We start from the raw sequence: 21,206 nt of genomic DNA, 5'->3' as shown, positions 1-21,206 counted from the left end.
CAACACTGTACGGTGTGTGGAGATGAACCGCCAGATCGCACTCGCATGAGACCAGGGCCCCGCCGCAGCTTCACCCACGCCGAGATCCTCGACGCCGCCTTCGACCTGCTCGAGACGAAGGGCTTCGCCGCCGTCTCCGTGCGCGGCGTCGCCGGCTCGCTCGGCATCACGCCGACCGCACTCTATACCTACTACTCCAGCAAGAACGCACTGTTACGCGGCATGATCGAGCACCTGCTCGCCCGCCTCGAGCTGCGCGAAGCCGGCGGTTCCGACACGGTCAACGTTCCGGATGCCGCGGCGATCCGCCGGCGCATCGTGACCCTTGCGCTCCGCCTCCGCGAGCTCCTCACTGCGCACGCCGGCGCGCTCGGCCTCATCATGAGCGGCCCACTCGACGGACCGAACGCCATGCGACTGAACGAGACGCTCCTCGAGTCGTTCACCGCCGCCGGCCTCGGCCTCGACGACGCCGCGCGGGCCGCATACGCGCTGCAGGTTTACGCGCTCGGGTCGATCGCCCTCGAGTCGGCCGACCAGGACGCCGACCCCGAGGCGGCCGCACCGACCGACGGCCTGTTCCCGGATGCCTCGGGCACCGCGCTCTGGACCGACCTCGCCACGTTCCCGCTCAGCTCACGCACCGCCGACGTGGCGGCCCAGCACAACTCCACCGACCAGTTCGTGTGGGGCTTGGAGCGATTGCTCGACGGGCTGGTGCCGCCGGCCTGACGGTCGTCGTCTTCATCGCTCGGTCGGCGGCCCCGCCCGTTCGCGTCGGTGCGGTTCAGTCGGTGCGGTTCAGTCGGTGCGGTTCAGGCCCGGCGGCGGCGGTATCCGACCGCGGTGGCGGCCACGCCGACCGCGGCGAGGATGCCCGCGGCGAGGAACGACGGCACCGCGTCCGTGCCGGTCGCCGGCAACGCCTGGTCGGTGTCGGTCGGAGCCGGGGCCGGCGGCTGGGGCGGCACCGGCGGCTGCGGCGGAACGGGCGGCTCGGGCGGAACGGGTTCGCCGCCCTCCACGCACGTGAGCTGGGCCACGAACGGGAAGTTGTGCACCTCCCGTGGAGTGCCGGGTGTCGGCGCGGCGGGGAGACCGTGGATGAAGGACTTCGCGATCACGTTGCCCTCGATGTTCTGCGTGACCTGCCAGTTGAGATCGGCGTTGGGGGCGTAGATGCTGCCCTCGAGGCTCGCCCCGCCGGTCACCGTCACTGACGTCGCCTCGGGGAAGTTCCAGAGCACGAACGGGGCGCTCGTCGAGGTCAGGTTGGAGAGGTTCGGGATCTGCCCGTCGAAGGTGCTGCCTGTGACGTTGACGAGCAGTGGCGTGTCGAGCGTGGGCACCAGCGGGAAGAAGATCTCCGACATGGCTTCGAGGTCGGATGCCGCGACGGTGACGACGTTCGTCTCGCCATCGACGAGCGTCAGTCTCGTGGTGGCGCCCTCGGCGTAGGGAGGCGTGAGCGGAGCGCCATCGTCTCGATTGGCGAACTCGATGGTCGGAGTGCACAGATTGAGCGTGGCCGCGGTGTCGCGGTAGAGCGAGAACGCGCCGGCGATGTCGATGAGGTCGCCCGGAACCGGCGTCTCGATCGAGGTCGGCGTCTGCGTGATCGTGCCCTCGATGCGCGGCTGCGTCTCGTACGTCCCCCCGGGCGGCACGATGTGGTACGGACCGAGAGTGTTGTTCTGGTCGGTGTCGAACGCGTCGTAGGTGGTCGTGTCGGCGACCTTTGTGAAGCCGTTGTTGAGCACCTTCAGCACGACCGAGCCGTCGGCCGGGAACTCGACGCCCCCGCCGACGTAGAGGTAGGTCGGCGCGGTGTCTCCGGGGGCGATGAAGGTGCCGGGCGGCACCGAGCCGGCCGCGATGTTGTACGACGTCTGGAAGCTCACGTCACCGCCGAGCGCGAGCGTGCCCTCGGCTTCGTCGGCGTTGAGCTCCACGTCGCCCTCGATGAACACGAGGAACCCGCTGTTCGCGGTATGGCTGCCGAGCGGCTGGGCGACGGGGTTGATGGGTCCGATCGTGTCGCCCGGCGCGGCGACTGCGGCACCCGGGAGCAGCATGGCGGCTCCCGCGAATGCGGCGACGGCCACGACCGTCGCGACGACCCTGCCCCGACGTTCCCCCGAATGCGTCATGCGCTCCAGCCTTGCACGTGCCGGGTCGCCCGCCAAGCATTCACGAGCGCTCATCCGCGCGTCGGCGCCTCCGCGGCCGGCCCTCCGCCGGAATGCGGCGAGGCGCCGACTCCCGAAGGAGCCGACGCCTCGCCGGTCGTGCGATCGGATCAGCCCGCTGCGGGCGGGGTGATCTTGATCTGGGCGGACGTGTTGTTCTTGCCCGCCTTCTTCACCTCGACGACGGTGCCGTAGCCGACACCGGCATCGGCCGGGTTGCCCGAGCCGAGCGTCATGCCCGGCATGACCTCGAGGCCGTAGAACTCGGTGAGCGGCGTGCCGTTCTCGTCGACGACCCGCGTGGAGTACGGCTGGTTGTCGACCGAAGGCACGACGACCGAACCGTTGCGGTAGCGGTAGTACAGGTCCTCGCCGTTGCGGATCTCGATTCCGGGGACCCAGCCCTGGTTGTCGGTGAAGACGCTCACCGGCTTCTGGGACTTGATGTCGGTGCAGTACTCGTCGGTGAAGTCGGCTCCCGTGATGCACTCCGTGAAGGGGTACGTCTTGGTGAGGCCGAACGCCGCGTTCGAGGACTGGGCACGCGAGGGCATGTTGTCGGTCGCCGTCGGGTCGATCTCGGCCGCCTCGCCGGTACGGCGCAGCGGGTCGAAGTGGCTGTCGACGATCAACAGGCCGCCCTTGGCGCCGGCGCTCGGGAGCGCCGTCTCGTTGGACTCGACGTGGTTGGTGCTGCCGTAGCCCGCGTCGCGGTACCAGACGAGCGCACCGGGAGCGTTGTACTTGATCTTGTCGACCTTCCACGCACCGGCCGTGGCGCTGTAGACGGTGTCGTACCCGTACTTCAGGCCCTCGTCGAAGCCGTCGAAGTTGCGCCACTCGACCAGGTAGTACTGGGCGGTGGTGGAGGTGCCGCTGTCGATGCGCCAGCCGGGACCGGTCGATGCCGCGAAGGTCTCGACCTGCTTCTCCCAGCCGTTGTCACCGCCCTCGACGTCGTCGGACCAGACCGTGGTGCCGGCGCTCTGCAGGTCGAAGTCGTCGACGAACCAGCCGCGCTCCTGGAAGGCGGCGTCGGTGGCGAGGCGGAGGCGGAGGCTAACCGTGCTGCCGGCGTAGGCGGCGAGGTCGACGTACTGGTGCTTCCACCCGTCGGACGTGCCCGTGAGGCCGTAGTGCTTGGCCTCGCCCTCGTTCGAGCCGAAGGTGGCCATGTTGCCGTTGGGGTCGGCGTAGCCGTCGGGCGTGGTGGCCTCGCTGCCGTCCTCGTTGAGGACCTTCAGCTCGCTCCACGTGGTGCCGCCGTCGGTCGAGACCTCGACGAAGCCGAAGTCCCAGTCCTCCTCGATGACGTAGTTGTTCTGCATCCAGAGCTTCGCGTCGACGGGCACGTCGAGGTCGCGGACGATGCGGATGTCGCCCCAGTCCTGGTCGGAGCCGGTGTACCACATGTTCTCGCCGCTGGTGGGCTCGGCCATGACGTTGACCTTGGCGGGCAGATTGATCTTCACGCCGTCCTCGGTGCCCTTGATCGGGCGCGAGCTCTGGCCGACGGTGATGGTCTTCGCAGCTTCACCGGGGTTCATCTGGACGGGGTCGGCCCAGCCGAGCACCCACTTGTCCCAGAGGCCCATATGGGTCGGCATCGACTGGAAGATCGGTCCGGAGTGCGAGCCCGACGACATCAGGTCCCAGAAGTCGACGTCGGAGTCGCCCTGGTTGGAGGTGTCGTAGAGGTCGGGCAGGCCGAGGTCGTGGCCGTACTCGTGCGCGAACACGCCGACGCCCGAGTCCTCGGGCTGCACGATGTAGTTCGAGAGCTTGAGGTCGGTGCCGGGGATGGCCGCGCCGCCCGCGACAGCGGAGGAGTGCGCCCAGATGGCGTAGGTGCCCTCTGCGCCGCCGCCGCCCGACTTGTCCTCACCGGCGTGCACGAGCACGACGTGGTCGATCACGCCGTCGGGCTCGAGGTAATTCCCGTCGCCGTCGCGGTCGCCCTGGTCCTCGATGTCGTAGTCGGCCCACGGGAAGTCGGGCTGCGCCGCCGCCAGTGCCGTCACCGCGTCGATCGGGAGCTGGCCCGCGCCGATGGGGTTGTCGGGGTGGCCCTGCATGTCCTGGATCGCGCCGGCCTCGTACACGCCCTCGTCGTTCAGGAAGCAGGTGCTCGCGCCGTAGTACGCCTCGGAGTGCGGGACCGTGACCCACGGGGTCGCGGAGCCGTGCACGGTGTAGGCGCCGTGCGACATCTCCTCGTACATGTTCTTCATCGTGTAGCCCGAGATGTCGATGCCGGGCTTGCCGTCGGGACCGACGAGGTCCTTGCGCACGCGCTCGGTGATGCCCTTGTCGGTGAAGAGCATGGTGTTGTAGTGCTCCGACGAGAAGTCGGAGACCCACATCGAGTTGTTGTCCTCGAGCTCGTAGTCGGCGGGGTTCGGGATGTTGTTGTGGAGGGGGCCGTTCTGGACCTCGCCCGGCTTGCACTCGGTCGACCCGAACTCGGTCGGCACCTGCACGCCCGTGAAGTCGTCGTTGGCGTTCGTGTTGAACTCGACGAGGATCGTGAGGAGCTTCGCCTCCTGCGTCTCCTCGGCCTGCTTGTAGTCGGGCGTCTTGTGCGGGTTCTTGTGCTTGCCCTTGTCGGAACGACCCTCGCGCTTGAGCTGCCCGGGGCTCTTGCCGGTGTCGATCGACTGGGCCTCGAGCTGCGCGAGTCCCTTCGCCGCCACCGGGTTGCCCTGCGAGTACTTCGCGTCGATGGCCTCGGCCTCGGCGACGGCCTCGGGCGCGGTGCGCTTCGCGACGGATCCGGCGACGACCTCATCGTCGGTGCCGAACGCCGCTTCGGCTCTCGGCGCGACGTAGTTCATGTAGTACTCGTCGTCGCTGATCACCGGCGCGGAGACGTGCGATGGCGCTGCCGATGCCCCCGTCGCGCCCATGGTCGCCAAGCCGGCGGCCGCGAGCGCGAGCACGGGAATCGTCGCCACCACGCGCCTGCGCGCGCGAGTGGTGTTTCCAAACATGCTTCTCCCTCCGAGTGCGCCGGGGGATGACCGCGGCGCACGAACGACGCCCGCCTGGTAGACGGACGTAGACGGCATCCTCCCTTGCCATGCCGCATCTATGGAAGTCCTTTCCGCAATCTGTGGAGAGAGACGCAAGTCCGTTGCGTGCCGCGCACGATTCATCCGCCGGCCCTGCTCGATGACCGCGGCGATTGTGAACGAACCGTTACAGAGTGCGGCCGAGGGCTGGCCGGGCCGGGGAGACGGGCATACCCTGAGCCGGGACCGCATCGGGCGGGTTCCGGAGAGGAACACATGAGCGAGTCCACCGGTTCCACCCTCGCCGACTGGGAGCGGGAGGAGATCGCGCGCGCGAACGCGTCCGACCTCACGCCGGTCGTGTTCGTGCACGGGCTCTGGCTGCTGTCGAGCAGCTGGCAGCCGTGGCGCGACTTCTTCGAGGACAACGGGTTCATCACCCTCGCACCGGGATGGCCCGACGACCCGGCCACCGTCGCCGAGGCGCGCGAGCATCCCGAGGCCTTCGCGAAGAAGATGGTGCAGGAGGTCACGGATCACTACCTCGAGGCGATCGCGGCGCTCGACCAGGCGCCCGTCGTGATCGGCCACTCGTTCGGCGGCCTGATCGCCCAGAAGATCGCCGGCGAGGGCGTGGCCGCCGCCACAGTCTCGATCGACAACGCGCCGTTCAAGGGCGTGCTGCCGCTGCCCGCGTCCGCGCTGAAGTCCGCGTCACCGGTGCTGTCGAACCCGGCGAACGCCAAGCGGGGCGTGGCGCTCACCTTCGAGCAGTTCCAGTACGGCTGGGCCAACGCGCTCGACGAGGCCGAGGCCCGGCGTCTCTACGACACGCTCCATGTGCCCGCCGCCGGCGCCCCGCTCTTCCAGGCGGCGTTCGCGAACTTCAACCCGTTCGGCGGCGAGACCACGGTCGACTCGAAGAATCCCGAGCGCGGTCCGATGCTCATCATCGGCGGCGAGAAGGACCACACCGTGCCGCCCGCGATCACCGACGCGAGCTACAAGATCCAGGCGAAGAACCCGGGCACGACCGAGGAGATCACGATCCCGGGCCGCGGGCACTCGCTCACCATCGACTCGGGGTGGCGCGAGGTCGCCGACGAGGCCCTGGCGTTCGTGCAGCGGTTCATCCAGTAGCCGAGCGGATGCCGCGTGGCGCGTGCCCGCGGCATCCCGCTCCGTCCGCCGGTCGCGGCTCCCGGCTGCTCAGCCGGCGCGGCGTACGATCGGTCGCGGGGGTGGTTCGGATGGGCGGAATCCTGCTTCGAGGCGCAGGGCGGCGGCCCGCGGCATCCGCTGCGCTGGTGATCTCGCTCGGCATCGGCGGCATGCTGGCACTCGCAGGCTGCGGATCGACCGGATCGACCGCCGCGTCGGCGCTGCCACCCGTGATCGTCGACCTCGGCGACGTGGACGGCACGACGGTCGAGGTGACCGAGGGCGGCGCGATCGACCTGACCGGCGACGACGAGACCTACGCCGCGTGGACGGCCGACATCGATGATCCCGACGTGGTCGAGTTCGTCGCGGGCCGCGACGACGGCAGCGCGCAGTTCAACCCCGGCCTCACCGCGAAGTCCGTCGGCGAGACCGACGTGACGCTCGACAACGGCCAGACCGGCGACAGCGTGACCTTCACCGTCGACGTGGTGCCGAAGGCCGCGGGGGCTCCTGACCTGGCGCCCGAGGCCGTGCCGCGTGGGCGGGCGGCCGGCGGAGCCTCAGCCGAGCAGCAGCGACCGGAGCTGGTCGGCCGAGTGCACGACCGCCATGGCGTCGCCGGCCTCGGCGGGGGAGCCGTAGCCCCACTCGACCATGATCGTCGGCACGCCGTTCGCGGCAGCGCCGAGGGTGTCGTAGCCGCGGTCGCCGACCATGACGGGGTTCGAGAGGTCGACGCCCTGCGACTCGAGGCGACGGAGCGCCTCCCGCACGACCTCGGCCTTGGTGCTGAGCTCCTCGTCGTCGCTCGCGCCGGTGATCTCGGTGAAGTACTGGCTGAGGCCGGCGTGGTCGAGCACCTTGCGGGCCATCGACTCGGGCTTCGAGGTCGCGAGGGCCACGGGCACGCCCGCGGCGTGGAGCCGCTCGAGCACGCCGGCGACACCGGGGAACACGGGGGAGCACAGCACCCGGTGCGCGTAGTGCTCGCGGTAGACGTTGAGCGCCTGCCACGCCTCGGCGTCGTCGAAGCCCGCGGTCAGCCGCAGGCTGTCGAGCAGCGGCGGGCCGACATAGGAGCGGAGCACCTCGTCGGACGGCACGTCGACGCCGAGCTGGGTGAACATGTGGGCGAGCGACGCCGTGATGTCGGAGGCCGAGTCGACGATCGTGCCGTCGAGGTCGAACAGCACGGCCGACCAGGTGCGCGTGGGCGCGATGGTCTGAAGGGGCATCGTGGAAGTCACCGTGTCATCCTATGTCGAGGGTGTCTGAGAGTTTCTCAGGAAGAGAACGCTCCCATCCCCCAGAACGAGCGACAAGGGGCTTGTGCCACGATCGCGCGGTCGTTGCGCGGCGGTGGGCCGAGCGGCGCCCGGCAGCCCCACGCGCCCCGTCAGAACAGGCGGGCGTGGCCGCTCTCGATGCCCCGCATCGCGTCGTAGTCGAGCACGACGCAGCGGATGCCGCGGTCCTCCGCGAGGGTGCGCGCCTGCGGCTTGATCTCCTGCGCGGCGAAGATGCCGGTCACCGGTGCCAGGCGGGGGTCGCGGTTCATGAGCTCGAGGTAGCGGGTGAGTTGCTCGACGCCGTCGATGTCGCCGCGCCGCTTGAGCTCGACCGCGACCGAGGCGCCCGAGGCATCCGTCGCCAGGATGTCGACCGGGCCGATCGCCGTCATGTACTCGCGGCGCACGAGCCGGTGCCCGTCGCCCAGGAGCTCGATCTGCTCGGCGAGGAGCTGCTGCAGGTGCGCCTCGACGCCGTCCTTCTGGAGGCCCGGGTCGACGCCGAGCTCGTGCGCGGAGTCGTGGAGCACCTCGTGGATCGAGACGACGAGCTGGTCGGCGGTCTTCTTGTGCGTGACCTTCCACAGCTCGATGACGCCCGCAGCGGCCTGGTCGTCGTCGGGCTCGAGCGACTCGAGCGTGCACGGCGGGCTCATCCAGTTGAGCGGCTTGTAGCTGCCGCCGTCGGAGTGCACGAGCAGGCTGCCGTCGCCCTTGACCATGAGCAGCCGCGTCGCGAGCGGCAGGTGGGCGGAGAGGCGCCCCGCGTAGTCGACGGAGCAGCGGGCGATGACGAGACGCACCCGTCGAGTGTACGGCGTCAGGCGCCGGCGGATGCCTCGGGCGGCCGTGCCTCGTGATGCCGCCGCCCTTTCGTGCGACGGTCCTCCTTCATCTCCGCCTCGAAGAGGTGCCGGCGCCCGCCGACCAGCTCGTCCCGGGCCGCTCGCTCGACTCCGCGCACCTCGGCGTAGTAGCCGTCGTCGTACTCCTCGACGACCTGGAACGTCCAGCGGCCCTCCAGCACGTTGCGACCGACGACGTCCCGTTCGAGACGGTCCGCGACGCCGTCGTGGCCCGCGGCCCGGAAGAGCTCGGCGGCCTCGCCGATGGCCAGGTCGGCCTTGCCGGTCAGTCGGTGGAACCGGTACAGCGACCCGCGGGCATCCTCGATCGTCTCGAGCGCCTCGGAGAGCTTGCCGAGCGCCTCGACGGTGGCGTCGTCGACGCCCGGCGGCCGGGTGTGGTGGCCGGCGGGGCGGTCGAGGCGGGCGTGGTCGTCGAGCAGGTCGTCGGCATCCATCCCCGAATTCGCCGTCCGGGCGGCCGGCGCGAGAGCCCTTGCCCGCTCCCGGGCGGTGCGCTACGGCGCTGCGGGCGCCTTGGGCCGCGCCCGCGGACCGGTCTGCTCGCGGGCGGCGGGCGCCGCCAGACCGGCCATCACCATGAGGCCGAGGATGACGAGCAGCGCGTTCAGTATGCCGAAGTGCTCGCCGATGAACCCGAGGAACGGCGGGCCGGCGAGGAATGCGCAGTAGCCGATGATCGCGACGGCGCTCACCCGCGAGGCCGCGAGGCGGCGGTCGGACACGTCGGCCGCGGCGGACATGCCCACGGGGAACCCGAGCGAGCAGCCGACGCCCCAGAGCACGGTGCCGATGATCAGCATCCACGGCTCGTCGCCGTAGATGAACAGGGCGAGGCCGACGACGCCGATGGCGGCGAGCACCTGGAGGATCGGGACGCGGCCGAACCGGTCGAGCACGGGCCCGCCGAGCACGCGAGCGGCGGTCATGGAGACCGTGAAGACGGTGAAGATCGCCGCACCGACGGTGGCGTCGAAGCCGTGCCCGTCGACGACCGCGAGGGCGAGCCAGTCGTTCGCCCCGCCCTCGGCGAACGACATGCCGAGCATGACCACGCCGATGAGGAGCAGCCGCACGTCGCCCCAGACCACGAGGCTCTCGCGCAGCCGTCGGCGCCACGGAGGACGCGGCGCGTCGGTGTGCGGGTCGTCGCCGAGCTCCTCGCGCACCGGCACGAAGCGCACCGCGATGATCACGGCTCCCGTCACGAGCACGGCCATGACGGCGAGGTGGAAGGCGACCGGGATGCCGAGCGCGGATGCCACGACCGCGACGCCGGCTCCGGCGACGGTGCCGAAGCTGAAGAACGCGTGCATGAGGGGCATCAGCGTGCGGCCGATCTCGCGCTCCACCTCTGCGCCTTCGACGTTCATCATCACGTCGACCGTGCCGTTGCCGAACCCGAACAGCGCCAGGCCGATCATGACGAGGGGCACGGAGGGCAGGATCGAGCCGCCGATCCCGACGAGGATCAGGCCGACGGCGACGATCACGAGCACCCCGGCCATGCCGAGGCGCGTGCCGAACCGCGCCATCAGCCACGGCGCCACGATGAGGCCGATGACGGATGCCGCGGAGCCGGCGAGGATGACGAACCCCACGCCCTGCGTGCTGAGGCCGACGTCGTCGCGGATCGCGGGAAGTCTGGCGACCCAGCTCGCGAGGCTCAGCCCCGAGAGGAAGAAGATCGTGAAGATCGCGTTGCGCCAGGCGATCAGTTCGCGGCGCGTGCGGTCGGTGGTCACGCTCTCACGCGGGGTTCCGGTCATCTGCTCTGCTTCGTCGTGTGCGGCTCGGCGACGGGGTCGAATCGATTCGATACCGCCGATCTGAGAACCATATCGAGGCCGCCCGGCAGCCGCAAGCCGAGCCGACGCGTCACGGTGACGGCGGCCGCGGCATCCGTGGCTACCATGAACTGACTGGCGATCGGCGCCACCGGACACGATCCGGTGGCCCGACCCAGAGCCGAACACCCCCGGCTCGCGACCCAGAGAACAACGAGGTTATCGATGAAGGCCCTCTACAAACCTGCCCCCGGCGCCGGCCTGGAGTACGTCGACCGGCCGGAGCCCGAGACGGGCCCCGCCGACGTGAAGATCCGGGTGCTGCGCACCGGCATCTGCGGCACCGACCTCCACATCGAGCGGTGGGACGACTGGGCCGCCGCCGAGATCCAGGCGCCGCTCATCCCGGGCCACGAGTTCTTCGGCGAGGTCGTCGAGGTCGGCGAGTTGGTGCACGACATCGCCGTCGGCGACAAGGTGTCGGGCGAGGGCCACATCGTGTGCGGCATGTGCCGCAACTGCCGGGCGGGACGCCGCCAGATGTGCATCCGCACCAAGGGCGTCGGCCTGCACCGCGACGGCGCGTTCGCCGAGTTCATCGTCATCCCCGGTCAGAACGTGTGGGTGCACCACGCGTCGGTCGAACCCGAGGTCGGGGCGATCTTCGACCCGTTCGGCAACGCCGTGCACACCGCGCTCGCGTTCTCGGTCGTCGGCGAGGACGTGCTGGTCACCGGCTGCGGCCCCATCGGCCTCATGTCGATCGCGGTCGCCCGCCACGTGGGCGCCCGGTACATCGTCGCGTCGGATGTCTCGCCGGCGCGCCTCGAGCTCGCCATGCAGATGGGGGCGGATGCCGCGGTCGACGTGTCGCGTGAACGCGTCCGCGACGTGCAGCAGCGCCTCGGCATGCGCGAGGGCTTCGACGTGGGCTTCGAGATGTCGGGATCGGCGAAGGCGCTGCCCGAGATGATCGAGAACATGAACCACGGCGGGCGCATCGCCCTGCTCGGCCTGCCCTCCGAGCCGTACGCCATCGACTGGGGCAAGGTCGTGACGCACATGCTCACCCTCAAGGGCATCTACGGCCGCGAGATGTTCGAGACCTGGAACTCCATGAGCGCCATGCTGCAGACGAGCGGCGAGCTGCGCTCCCGGGTCGCGTCGATCATCAGCGACCGCTACCCGGCACGCGAGTGGCGTGCCGCGTTCGACGCGGCGGCATCCGGCGGCGTCGGCAAGGTCATCCTCGATTGGACGGAACTCTGATGTACGGAACGGTTCGCGACCAGCTGCGCGCTGAGCTCGACGAGATCGAGGCCGCCGGCCTCACGAAGCGGGAGCGCGGCATCCACGGCCCGCAGTCCTCCGAGATCGAGGTCGCCGGGCGCCACGTGCTGAACTTCTGCGCCAACAACTACCTCGGCCTCGCCGACGACCCGCGCATCGTCGAGGCCGCGCACGCCGGACTCGACGAGTGGGGCTACGGGCTCGCGAGCGTGCGCTTCATCTGCGGCACCCAGGAGCTGCACCTCGAGCTCGAGCGCCGGGTGTCCTCGTTCCTGGGCTACGACGACACGATCCTGTTCTCGTCGTGCTTCGACGCGAACGGCGGCGTCTTCGAGGTGCTCTTCGGCCCGGATGACGCGATCATCTCCGATGAGCTCAACCACGCGTCGATCATCGACGGTATCCGGCTCTCGAAGGCGGCGCGGTACCGCTACCGGAACCGCGACATGGCCGACCTCGAGGCGCAGCTCGTCGCGGCATCCGGTGCCCGTCGCCGGGTGATCGTGACCGACGGCGTCTTCTCGATGGACGGCTACATCGCGCCGCTGCAGGAGATCTGCGACCTCGCCGACCGCTACGACGCCCTCGTGTTCGTCGACGACTCGCACGCCGTCGGCTTCGTCGGCTCGAACGGCCGCGGCACCCCCGAGTACTGCGGCGTCGAGGGCCGGGTCGACATCACGACCGGCACGTTCGGCAAGGCGCTCGGCGGGGCATCCGGCGGCTACGTCGCGGCGCGCGCCGAGATCGTGGCGCTGCTGCGCCAGCGGGCGCGTCCGTACCTCTTCTCCAACACGCTCGCGCCGGCGATCGTCGCGGGCACGATCCGCGCGCTCGAACTGCTCGAGTCGTCGGGCTCGCTGCGCGAGACGCTGAAGTCGAACGCGGCCCTCTTCCGGTCCCTGATGGATGCCGCGGGCTTCGAGCTGCTGCCCGGCGAGCACCCCATCGTGCCGGTCATGTTCGGCGACGCCGCGCTCACGGCGCGCATTGCCGCGGCCTTGCAGGATCGGGGCGTGTTCGTCACGGCGTTCAGCTTCCCGGTGGTGCCGCGCGGCGCGGCGCGCATCCGCGTGCAGCTCTCGGCGGCGCACTCCGAGGACGAGATCCGTCGCTGCGTCGAGGCGTTCACGGCCGCGCGCGACGAGGTGGCTGCGACCGTCGCAGCGCCGGCCGGGTAGCCCCGACGCCGCGGCGTCCGCCCGGGTAGGCGTGCCGCCGCGGCATCCGCCCGGCCCATCGACCTGAGCTGTCACCAACTGCGGATATACGATCCGCCACCCCGGCGCGAACCAGCACAGCTCGGCGCGCCGGATCGTATATCCGCAGTGACGTGAAGCGAAGGGGCGCGGGACCCGTGGTGGCGCTCCCCGGCACGACTCGAATCGATTCGGCCTAGAATCAGCCCATGCACGCGGATGCCCCACCACGCCCGACGCTCGCCGACGTCGCGGCCAAGGCCGGAGTGTCGGCGTCCACGGCGTCGCTCGCCTTCAGCGGCTCCGGCCCCGTGTCGGATGCCACGAAGGAGCGCGTGCTCGCCGCGGCATCCGCCCTCGGCTACGCCGGACCCGACCCGCGCGCCCGCTCCCTGCGCCGGGGCCGCTCAGGGATCGTCGGCGTCGTGCTCGAGGAGCGCGTGCGCGCGGCCTTCCTCGACCCCGTGAAGATCCAGATGCTCGACGGCATCACCGAGGGCATCGCGCCGCTCGGGGCCGGCCTGCTGCTGCTCACCGACACCGGCGAGGCCGGCGGCCACGCCGTTGGCATCGAGAGCGCCCCCGTCGACGCGGTCGTGCTCGTCGGCTGCAGCCCGCGGCTCGGGCACTCGGTCGAGGCGCTGCGGCGTCGCGGCATCCCGGCCGTCGCGATCGAGGGCGATGCCGGCGACAACGTGCCGAAGATCTCCATCGACAACCGCGAGGCGACCCGCCGGGGAGCCGAGTACCTCAAGAGCCTCGGGCACACGGAGGTCGCGCTCGTCACGCTCCCGTTCGACGCCGCCCGCACGCGCGGGCCGCTGACCCCCGAGCTCGAGCGCGGGAGCACCGCCGAGACCGCGAGCGAGCGGCTGCTCGGGGCCCGCGAGGTGTTCCCGCACGCGACCGGACGGTCGGCGGCCGCGAGCTCGATCGAGGAGGGCCTCGAGGCCGGACGGGCGCTGCTCGCCGACCCGGCGACGCGGCCGACGGCGATCATCGCGCAGAGCGACCTGCTCGCCGCGGGCGTCATCCAGGCGGCCGACGAGCTCGGCATCGCCGTACCGGCCGAGCTCAGCGTGCTCGGGTTCGACGGCATCCGAGTCGACGGGCTGCAGCACGACCTCACCACCCTCGTGCAGCCCTCGGTGGCGAAGGGTCGCGCCGCGGGCGAGGCCGTGGTGCGGCTGCTCGCCGGCGAGCCGCCCGAGTCGGTGTGCTTCACGAGCTCGCTGCACGTGGGCGACACGACGGCGCCGCCGCGCGCCTGATCTCGCATGAGCATCCGCCCGATGCGGGCCCCAGGCGGCCCATCCCACGGATGCTCCTGCGTTCCGGTCGGCGCAGCCTAGGCCGGCGCGCCCGTCACCATCCAGCGCGCGCCGCGCGCCCGCAGCGACAGCGTCACCGCACGGGCGGCGAGGTAGCCGATCGCGAACGAGCCGGTGAGCCACGCCAGCGCTGCGGCGCCGGGCAGCCCCGCGGCATCCGCCCACCAGACCGTGCCGAGCGCCAGCGGCACGAACACGGCGAGGTTCACGAGCCCGGTCCAGGCGAGGTAGCGGGCGTCACCGGCGCCGATGAGCACGCCGTCGAGCACGAACACGAGTCCGCCGAGGGGCGCCGACAGGCCGAGCACCACGAGCGACGGCGGCAGCAACGCGGCGACCTCGGGCGACGAGGTGAACAGCGCGGGCAGCACCCAGGCGGTGGAGATCACGAGCGCGCCGAGCACGACGCCCGAACCGATGCCCCACTCCACGCACCGCCGCAGCACGGCTCGGACGTGCGCCACGTCGCCCGAGCCCAGCCCCTTGCCGATGAGCGCCTGCGCCGCGATCGCGAGCGCGTCGAGCGCGAACCCGAGCGTGAAGTAGATCGTGATGGCCACCTGGTAGGCCGCCAGCTCGTCGGATCCGAGCGACGCCGCCGCCCACGTCGCGAGCAGCAGGGCGACGCGCAGGCTCGCGGTGCGCAGGAACAGCCAGCCGCTCATCGCCGCGCCGCTCAGCACGCCCGCGTGGTGCGGCCACGGGCTGGCACCGACCCGCCGCACGTGCCTCGCGATGACCACCAGGTACACCACGACCATGCCCCACTGCGCGATCACGGTGCCGATCGCCGACCCCGCGATTCCGAGTCCGAGGCCGTAGATGAACAGCGCGTTGAGGCCGATGTTCACCGTGAAGCCGAGGCCGGCCACCCACAGGGGCGTGCGCGTGTCCTGCATCCCGCGCAGCAGGCCGGTGGCGGCGAACACGACGAGCATCGCCGGCAGCCCGGCCATCGAGATCGACAGGTAGACGGATGCCTCGGCGGTGACCGCCGCCGACGCCCCGAACACGCCCACGAGCCAGGGCGTCGCGAGCCACCCGGCCGCCGCGAGCACGACGCCGAGCCCGAGGGCGAGCCACAACCCGTCGACCCCGGATGCCACCGCAGCGCGCTCGTCGCCCGCCCCGAGCCGTCGCGCCACCGCCGGCGTCGTGGCGTAGGCGAGGAACACCATGAGGCCGATGATCGTCTGCAGCACGGCGCTCGCGAGGCCGAGGCCGGCGAGCGGCACGGCGCCGAGGTGCCCCACCATGGCCGTGTCGGCGAGCAGGAACAGCGGCTCGGCGATGAGCGCGCCGAGCGCCGGCACGGCGAGCCGGAGGATGTCGCGGTCGACGGCGCGACGGAAGGGCGCAGTGGTCATATGCTCCCGAGCCTAGGCGGGCCTGCCGACGGCCGGACCGCCGCACGCGGCATGCCGCACGGTCGCGTCGGGCGCCCCGCACGGGGCTAGTGTGGCGCTGTGACCACGCGCGAGTCGACGGGGATCGGGCGACGGATGCTCCGCCTGCGTCGCCGCGGCCTGCACCCGGCGCAGGCCGTGGTCGTGGGCTTCGCCTCGGTGATCCTCGCCGGCACGTTCCTCCTCCTCCTGCCGATCTCCGCGGCCGACGGGCGGCCGCCGTCGTTCGTCGACGCGCTCTTCACGGCGACCTCGGCGGTCTGCGTCACAGGGCTGACCGTGCTCGACACGGTGACGTTCTGGAGTCCGTTCGGGCAGGTCATGATCCTGCTCATGATCCAGCTCGGCGGCCTCGGCATCATGATCTTCGCGTCGCTGGTCGGCTTGCTGCTGGCCAGGAAGATGTCGGTGCGTTCGCGACTCAACACGGCGAGCGAGGCGAAGAGCGTCGGGTTCGACGACGTGCGGGGCCTCGTTCGCGGCATCGTCCTCATCTCGTTCACGATCGAGGGCGCCACGGCGACACTGCTGTTCCTGCGCTTCCTGCTCGGCTACGGGTACGGCGTGGGAGAGGCGGCATGGCATGCCGTGTTCCACGCGATCTCGTCGTTCAACAACGCGGGCTTCGCGCTGTACTCCGACAACCTGATCGGGTTCGTGGACGACCCGTTCATCTGCCTGCCGATCGCCGCCGCCGTCATCCTCGGCGGGCTCGGCTTCCCGGTCATCATGCAGCTGCGCAAGGAGTTCCGCCGTCCGCTGCACTGGTCGATGAACACCAAGCTCGTGCTGTGGGGCACGCTCGTGCTGCTCGTCGGCGGCACCGCCTACATCACGGCGCTCGAGTGGGACAACGTCGCCACCCTCGGCACCCTCGATCCCGGCGCCAAGGTGCTCGCCGGATTCTTCCAGTCGGTGCAGACCCGCACGGCCGGGTTCAACTCGGTCGACATCGGGGCGATGCACGACGAGACCTGGCTCGGCATGGACGTGCTCATGTTCATCGGCGCGGGCCCCGCCGGCACGGCGGGCGGCATCAAGGTGACGACGTTCGCGCTGCTCTTCTTCGTCATGATGACCGAGCTGCGCGGCGACCCGGCCGTGAACATCTTCGGCAAGCGGCTCTCGCGTGCGGTGCAGCGCCAGGCGATCACCATCGTGCTCATCGCGGTGGGGGCGGTGATGGCGGGCACGCTCGCGCTCATGCTGTTCGTCGAGGAGGACCTGGACCGGACCCTCTTCGAGGCGGTGTCGGCGTTCGGCACCGTCGGGCTCTCGACGGGACTGACGCCCGAGCTGCCCGACCCCGGCAGGCTCGTGCTCGTGGCGCTCATGTTCATGGGCCGGCTCGGCCCGCTCACGCTCGGCTCGGCGATCGCCCTCCGTCACCGCCGGATCCTCTACGAGTTCCCCAAGGAAAGGCCCGCCGTTGGCTAAGTTCTCGATCTTCAGCAGTGACACGACCCGTCGCATCGCCGAGGCCGACTCGGTGGCCGTCATCGGGCTCGGGCGCTTCGGCAGCTCGCTCGCCCTCGAGCTCATGGCCGGCGGCACGGAGGTGCTCGGCATCGACCTCGACGAGGAGCTCGTGCAGGCGCTGAACGGCGAGCTCACCCAGGTCGTTCGCGCCGACTCCACCAAGGAGGAGGCGCTGCGCCAGCTCGCAGTCGACGAGTTCGACCGCGTGGTCGTCGCCATCGGCGACGACATCTCGGCGTCGATCCTCACGTGCTCGGTGCTGCTCAGCATGAAGACACCCGTGATCTGGGCCAAGGCGGTCGACGATCGGCACGGCCTCATCCTCGAGCAGCTGGGCGTGCACCACGTGATCTACCCGGAGAAGGACATGGGGCGCCGCCTCGCGCACCTCGTGCGCGGCAATGCCCTCGACTACATCGAGGTCGACAAGGGCTACGCACTGGTGAAGGCGTCGGCGCCGGCGGTGCTGCTCGGCAGGCGCCTCGGCGACACCGGACTCCGCTCGGCGTACGGGGTGACGGTCGCCGCATTCAAGAAGCCCGAGGGCGAGTGGAGGAACGCCGACCAGGACACGGTGCTGGACGAGGGCGACACCATCCTGGTGGTCGGTCCGACCTCGAGCGCCGAGGGCTTCGCACAGCTGCGTTGAGTCGAGCGGATGCCGCACGCCTGCGAGTGCACCGTGAGACGTGCGGTCGCGGCATCCGCTGTGCCGGTCCCGAGTCCTAGGCTGGGGTGATGACCGACGTCACGCTCCCCTCAGGCATCGCGAAGGACGAACTCGACGGCGAGGTGCGACCGCAAGACGACCTGTTCCGCCACGTCAACGGCAGGTGGATCGAGCGCACCGAGATCCCCGCCGACAAGGCCCGCTACGGCTCGTTCCTCGTGCTGCACGAGGAGGCCGAGGCGGCCGTGCGCGACATCATCGTCGAGGCGCAGCAGGCCGAGCCGGGCACCGAGGACCGCAAGGTCGGCGACCTCTTCGCCAGCTTCATGAACGAGCAGCGCGCCGACCTGCTGGGCGCCACGCCCATCGCCGGGCAGCTCGTCGACGTGTCGCTCATCAGCTCGGTCGAGCAGTTCCTCGAGACCCTCGGCCGGCTCGAGCGACAGGGCGTCTCGGGCTTCCTGCAGCTCTACGTCGACAACGACCCGGGCGACCCCGAGCGCTACCTCGTCTTCGTGGAGCAGGGCGGCATCGGCCTGCCCGACGAGAGCTACTTCCGCGAGGAGCGCTTCGAGGCGGTGCGCGCCGCGTACGCGAAGCACCTCGAGCGCATGTTCGCCCTCGCACAGCTCGACGACGCGGGCGACCGCGCGGTGCGGGTCTTCGACCTCGAGGCCGACCTCGCGAAGGCGCACTGGAACAACGTCGACACCCGCGACAGCGAGAAGACGTACAACCTGTTCCAGTGGTCGGATGCCGCGGCCGCGGCATCCGTCGACCTGCAGGTGTGGCGCGACGCCATGGGCGTGCCCAAGGGCGCGTTCGACGAGCTCGTGCTGCGGGAGCCCTCGTTCGTCGAGGGCCTTGGCGCGCTGCTCACCGAGGAGCGCCTGCCGGCGTGGCGCGACTGGCTCGCCTGGCAGGTGATCCGGTCGAGCGCCGCCTACCTCTCGAACGACTTCGTCGAGGCGAACTTCGACTTCTACGGCCGCACGCTCACCGGCACCCCGCAGATGCGCGAACGGTGGAAGCGCGGGGTCTCGCTCGTCGAGGGCGCCATGGGCGAGGCCGTGGGCCGCATCTACGTCGAGCGGCACTTCCCGCCCGCGGCGAAGGAGGCGATGGACGACCTCGTCGCGAACCTCGTCGAGGCGTACCGGCAGTCGATCACCGCCCTCGACTGGATGGGCAAGAAGACCCGCTCGCGCGCCCTCGACAAGCTCGCGAAGTTCACGCCGAAGATCGGCTTCCCCGTGAAGTGGCGCGACTACTCGAAGCTCGAGATCACCGCCGACGACCTGGTGGCCAACGTGCGCGCGACGGCCGAGTTCGAGTTCAACCGCGAGCTCGGCAAGATCGGCAAGCCGATCGACCGCGACGAGTGGTTCATGACGCCGCAGACGATCAACGCGTACTACAACCCCGGCTTCAACGAGATCGTCTTCCCTGCGGCGATCCTGCAGTACCCCTTCTTCACGGCCGAGCGCGACGCGGCGGCGAACTACGGCGCGATCGGCGCGGTGATCGGCCACGAGATCGGCCACGGCTTCGACGACCAGGGCTCGAAGTACGACGGCGACGGCCGGCTCACCGACTGGTGGACCGAGGCAGACCGCGAGGCCTTCGAGGAGCGCACGAAGGCACTCATCGCGCAGTACGACGCCCTGAAGCCGGCGCAGCTCGACGGCCAGGACCACCACGTCAACGGCGCCCTGACGATCGGCGAGAACATCGGCGACCTCGGCGGGCTCGCCATCGCGTGGAAGGCGTACGTGCTCTCGCTCGGCGGCGCCGAGCCGCCCGTGATCGACGGGCTCACGGGCGCGCAGCGCTTCTTCCTCTCGTGGGCGCAGGCCTGGCAGATGAAGGGCCGCGACGAGGAGGTCATCCGCCTGCTGGCCATCGATCCGCACTCGCCGAACGAGTTCCGGTGCAACCAGATCGTCCGCAACATCGACGAGTTCTACACTGGCTTCGGAGTGACCGCCGATGACGCCCTCTGGCTGGAGCCGGCCGAGCGGGTGACGATCTGGTAGGGCACTCCACTCATCCGTCCAGTCCATCTCTTTCGAGCGCGCCGCAGACCGCGGTGGGGGAGCGCCGAGCGTCCGAGGAAGATCGTGCAAGCACTGTGGTGACGTCGTCGCAGGGTTCCGAACGCCGAGCGCGCCACGCCAGCATCCGACACGGCAAGCATCGCACCGAGGAGCCGAACGAGAACTTCGCGCGCGGCTTCCACGCCCTGGGCGAGCTCGCGCTCGCGGGCGTGCAGGTCTCGGCGCGGGCGACCGACCTCGCGACCGGCAAGGTGCTGTTCTCCGTCGACGACCACGTCGTGATGCCGACGGCGTCCATCGGCAAGGTGCTGCTGCTCGTCGAGGTCGCCTCCCGGCTCACCGGCACGAGCGCCGAGGCGTTCACCGTGCTCGACCGCACGCCGCGCGATGCCGTGGGCGACTCGGGCATCTGGCAGCACATGCAGTCGCCGTCGCTGCCGCTCGCCGACCTCGCCGCGCTCGTCGCGGGCACGAGTGACAACCTGGCCACGAACGTGCTGCTGCGCCACGTCGGCCTCGAGGCGGTGCGTGCCCGCACTGAGGCGCTCGGCCTCACCCGCACGGCCCTGCTCGACCTCGTGCGCGACCACCGCGGACCCGACGACGCGCCGCAGCTGTCGATCGGCTCGGCGAAGGAGCTGACCTGGCTGTTCGCGTCGCTCGCGCGCGGCGAGATCGTGAGCCCCGAGGTCTCCCAGCGCGTGGTGGGCTGGCTGTCGCTCAACGCCGACCTGTCGATGGTCGCGTCGGCGTTCGGCCTCGACCCCCTCGCGCACCGCAAGCCCGACCACGGCGTGCTGCTCATGAACAAGACCGGCACCGACGGCGGCGTGCGCAGCGAGGTCGGCGTGCTCCGCGGACCTCGCGCGAGCGTGGCCTACGCGGTGTCGATGTACTTCGCTGACACGATGCTCACCTCGCGCCTCGCCGTGCTCGACGGCATGCACCAGGTCGGCGTCGACCTGCTGGAGTACGTGCACTGAGCCCTCGGCGCTGAGCCGTCGGCGCTGGGCTCAGCCCTGCGCGAGCAGGGCGACGCCGTCGAGCACGGCGCGGTGCGTCTCGGGCGCCCCGAGCACCCGGAAGTGGCCGACGGCGGGGACCCGCACGTTCGTCGCCCCCTCGAGGAAGCTCCCGTCGGGGATGTGCGGGTCGTAGCGGCCGAACACCGAGACGATCCGCCCGTTGACCGACGAGGCGCGCCCGAGGGTCACGATCGTCTCGTCGCTCGGCATCAGGGCGCGCACGCTCGGATCGACGACGAGGCGGGCGAGCCGCGAGCCGCCGAACGGGGTGCAGATCGCGACGATGCCGATCACGCCGAGCGGCGCGCCTTCGGTGGACGTGGTCGTGGGTGCCGACGTGCTCGCCGCGCCGGCAGCCGTGACCGCCGCGCCGGCAGCCGTGACCGCCGCGCCGCCGGACGCGCTCGTCGCGCGGGCAGCCGCGCCCGTCGAATCCGCTGGCG

At 70.8% G+C, this 21,206-nt stretch carries 16 protein-coding genes and 1 pseudogene; 9 read left to right on the top strand and 8 right to left on the bottom strand.

The genetic code is table 11. The annotated features are described in order from the left end of the window. Positions 1–45 precede the first annotated feature (45 nt). Positions 46–732, top strand: coding sequence for a TetR/AcrR family transcriptional regulator (locus tag AC1DZA_RS19075; RefSeq protein ID WP_476773933.1), 687 nt, complete (start codon positions 46–48; stop codon positions 730–732). Positions 733–815: 83 nt separating this feature from the next. On the opposite strand, the gene AC1DZA_RS19070 is transcribed toward AC1DZA_RS19075, so the two are convergent. Both AC1DZA_RS19070 and AC1DZA_RS19065 read right to left on the bottom strand, forming a co-directional pair. Further along, on the bottom strand, positions 816–2,150 hold the full coding sequence (locus tag AC1DZA_RS19070; protein WP_476773932.1) for a collagen-binding domain-containing protein: 1,335 nt from the start codon (positions 2,148–2,150) through the stop codon (positions 816–818). Positions 2,151–2,299: 149 nt separating this feature from the next. Then, positions 2,300–5,143, bottom strand: a complete 2,844-nt coding sequence (locus tag AC1DZA_RS19065) for an immune inhibitor A domain-containing protein (RefSeq protein WP_476773931.1) — start codon at positions 5,141–5,143, stop codon at positions 2,300–2,302. Between the two features lie 333 nt (positions 5,144–5,476). On the opposite strand from AC1DZA_RS19065, the gene AC1DZA_RS19060 reads away from it, so the two are divergent. Continuing rightward, positions 5,477–6,340 (top strand): alpha/beta hydrolase, encoded by an 864-nt coding sequence (locus AC1DZA_RS19060; RefSeq protein WP_476773930.1) that lies wholly within the window; start codon positions 5,477–5,479, stop codon positions 6,338–6,340. A 584-nt stretch (positions 6,341–6,924) separates the two neighbouring features. Here the strand turns inward: AC1DZA_RS19060 and AC1DZA_RS19055 are convergent. From AC1DZA_RS19055 to AC1DZA_RS19040, 4 genes are all read right to left on the bottom strand, one after another. Next, on the bottom strand, positions 6,925–7,611 hold the full coding sequence (locus AC1DZA_RS19055; RefSeq protein WP_476761413.1) for an HAD hydrolase-like protein: 687 nt from the start codon (positions 7,609–7,611) through the stop codon (positions 6,925–6,927). 149 nt (positions 7,612–7,760) lie between these two features. Further along, entirely contained in the window at positions 7,761–8,456 is a 696-nt protein-coding gene (nucS, locus tag AC1DZA_RS19050) for an endonuclease NucS (protein ID WP_309975473.1), read from the bottom strand. A gap of 17 nt (positions 8,457–8,473) precedes the next feature. Then, positions 8,474–8,956, bottom strand: coding sequence for a hypothetical protein (locus AC1DZA_RS19045; protein ID WP_476773929.1), 483 nt, complete (start codon positions 8,954–8,956; stop codon positions 8,474–8,476). A 60-nt stretch (positions 8,957–9,016) separates the two neighbouring features. Continuing rightward, positions 9,017–10,288 (bottom strand): MFS transporter, encoded by a 1,272-nt coding sequence (locus AC1DZA_RS19040; protein ID WP_476773928.1) that lies wholly within the window; start codon positions 10,286–10,288, stop codon positions 9,017–9,019. Positions 10,289–10,531: 243 nt separating this feature from the next. Between AC1DZA_RS19040 and tdh the strand changes: the two genes are divergently transcribed. The 3 genes from tdh to AC1DZA_RS19025 all read left to right on the top strand — a co-directional run bounded on the left by tdh (position 10,532) and on the right by AC1DZA_RS19025 (position 14,066). Beyond that, positions 10,532–11,575 carry an L-threonine 3-dehydrogenase gene (tdh, locus tag AC1DZA_RS19035; protein ID WP_476773927.1) on the top strand — a complete coding sequence of 348 codons (1,044 nt, stop codon included), beginning with the start codon at positions 10,532–10,534 and terminating at the stop codon, positions 11,573–11,575. Continuing rightward, positions 11,575–12,777: a glycine C-acetyltransferase gene (locus AC1DZA_RS19030; RefSeq protein WP_476773926.1), complete on the top strand. Its 1,203-nt coding sequence runs from the start codon at positions 11,575–11,577 to the stop codon at positions 12,775–12,777. Before tdh ends, AC1DZA_RS19030 begins: the two co-directional genes overlap by 1 nt. A 227-nt stretch (positions 12,778–13,004) precedes the next feature. Then, positions 13,005–14,066 (top strand): LacI family DNA-binding transcriptional regulator, encoded by a 1,062-nt coding sequence (locus tag AC1DZA_RS19025; protein WP_476773925.1) that lies wholly within the window; start codon positions 13,005–13,007, stop codon positions 14,064–14,066. A gap of 77 nt (positions 14,067–14,143) precedes the next feature. Here AC1DZA_RS19025 and AC1DZA_RS19020 read toward each other — a convergent pair whose 3' ends face one another. After that, positions 14,144–15,493 carry an MATE family efflux transporter gene (locus AC1DZA_RS19020; protein WP_476773924.1) on the bottom strand — a complete coding sequence of 450 codons (1,350 nt, stop codon included), beginning with the start codon at positions 15,491–15,493 and terminating at the stop codon, positions 14,144–14,146. Between the two features lie 135 nt (positions 15,494–15,628). Between AC1DZA_RS19020 and AC1DZA_RS19015 the strand changes: the two genes are divergently transcribed. The 4 genes from AC1DZA_RS19015 to AC1DZA_RS19000 all read left to right on the top strand — a co-directional run bounded on the left by AC1DZA_RS19015 (position 15,629) and on the right by AC1DZA_RS19000 (position 20,721). Further along, positions 15,629–16,969: a TrkH family potassium uptake protein gene (locus AC1DZA_RS19015; protein ID WP_476773938.1), complete on the top strand. Its 1,341-nt coding sequence runs from the start codon at positions 15,629–15,631 to the stop codon at positions 16,967–16,969. Further along, positions 16,962–17,660 (top strand): potassium channel family protein, encoded by a 699-nt coding sequence (locus AC1DZA_RS19010; protein WP_476762448.1) that lies wholly within the window; start codon positions 16,962–16,964, stop codon positions 17,658–17,660. The genes AC1DZA_RS19015 and AC1DZA_RS19010 overlap by 8 nt, the downstream gene beginning before the upstream one ends. A gap of 89 nt (positions 17,661–17,749) precedes the next feature. After that, positions 17,750–19,717, top strand: coding sequence for a M13 family metallopeptidase (locus AC1DZA_RS19005; protein ID WP_476773923.1), 1,968 nt, complete (start codon positions 17,750–17,752; stop codon positions 19,715–19,717). A gap of 95 nt (positions 19,718–19,812) precedes the next feature. Next, positions 19,813–20,721, top strand: coding sequence for a serine hydrolase (locus tag AC1DZA_RS19000; protein WP_476762450.1), 909 nt, complete (start codon positions 19,813–19,815; stop codon positions 20,719–20,721). Between the two features lie 30 nt (positions 20,722–20,751). Here the strand turns inward: AC1DZA_RS19000 and AC1DZA_RS18995 are convergent. Then, a pseudogene (locus AC1DZA_RS18995) lies at positions 20,752–21,206 on the bottom strand (hypothetical protein); the annotation flags it as partial.

Source organism: Agromyces sp. P2_B3, from assembly GCF_056404815.1.
The sequence above is the reverse complement of the archived record's forward strand: the minus strand, read 5'-3'. Positions and strand labels throughout refer to the sequence as shown.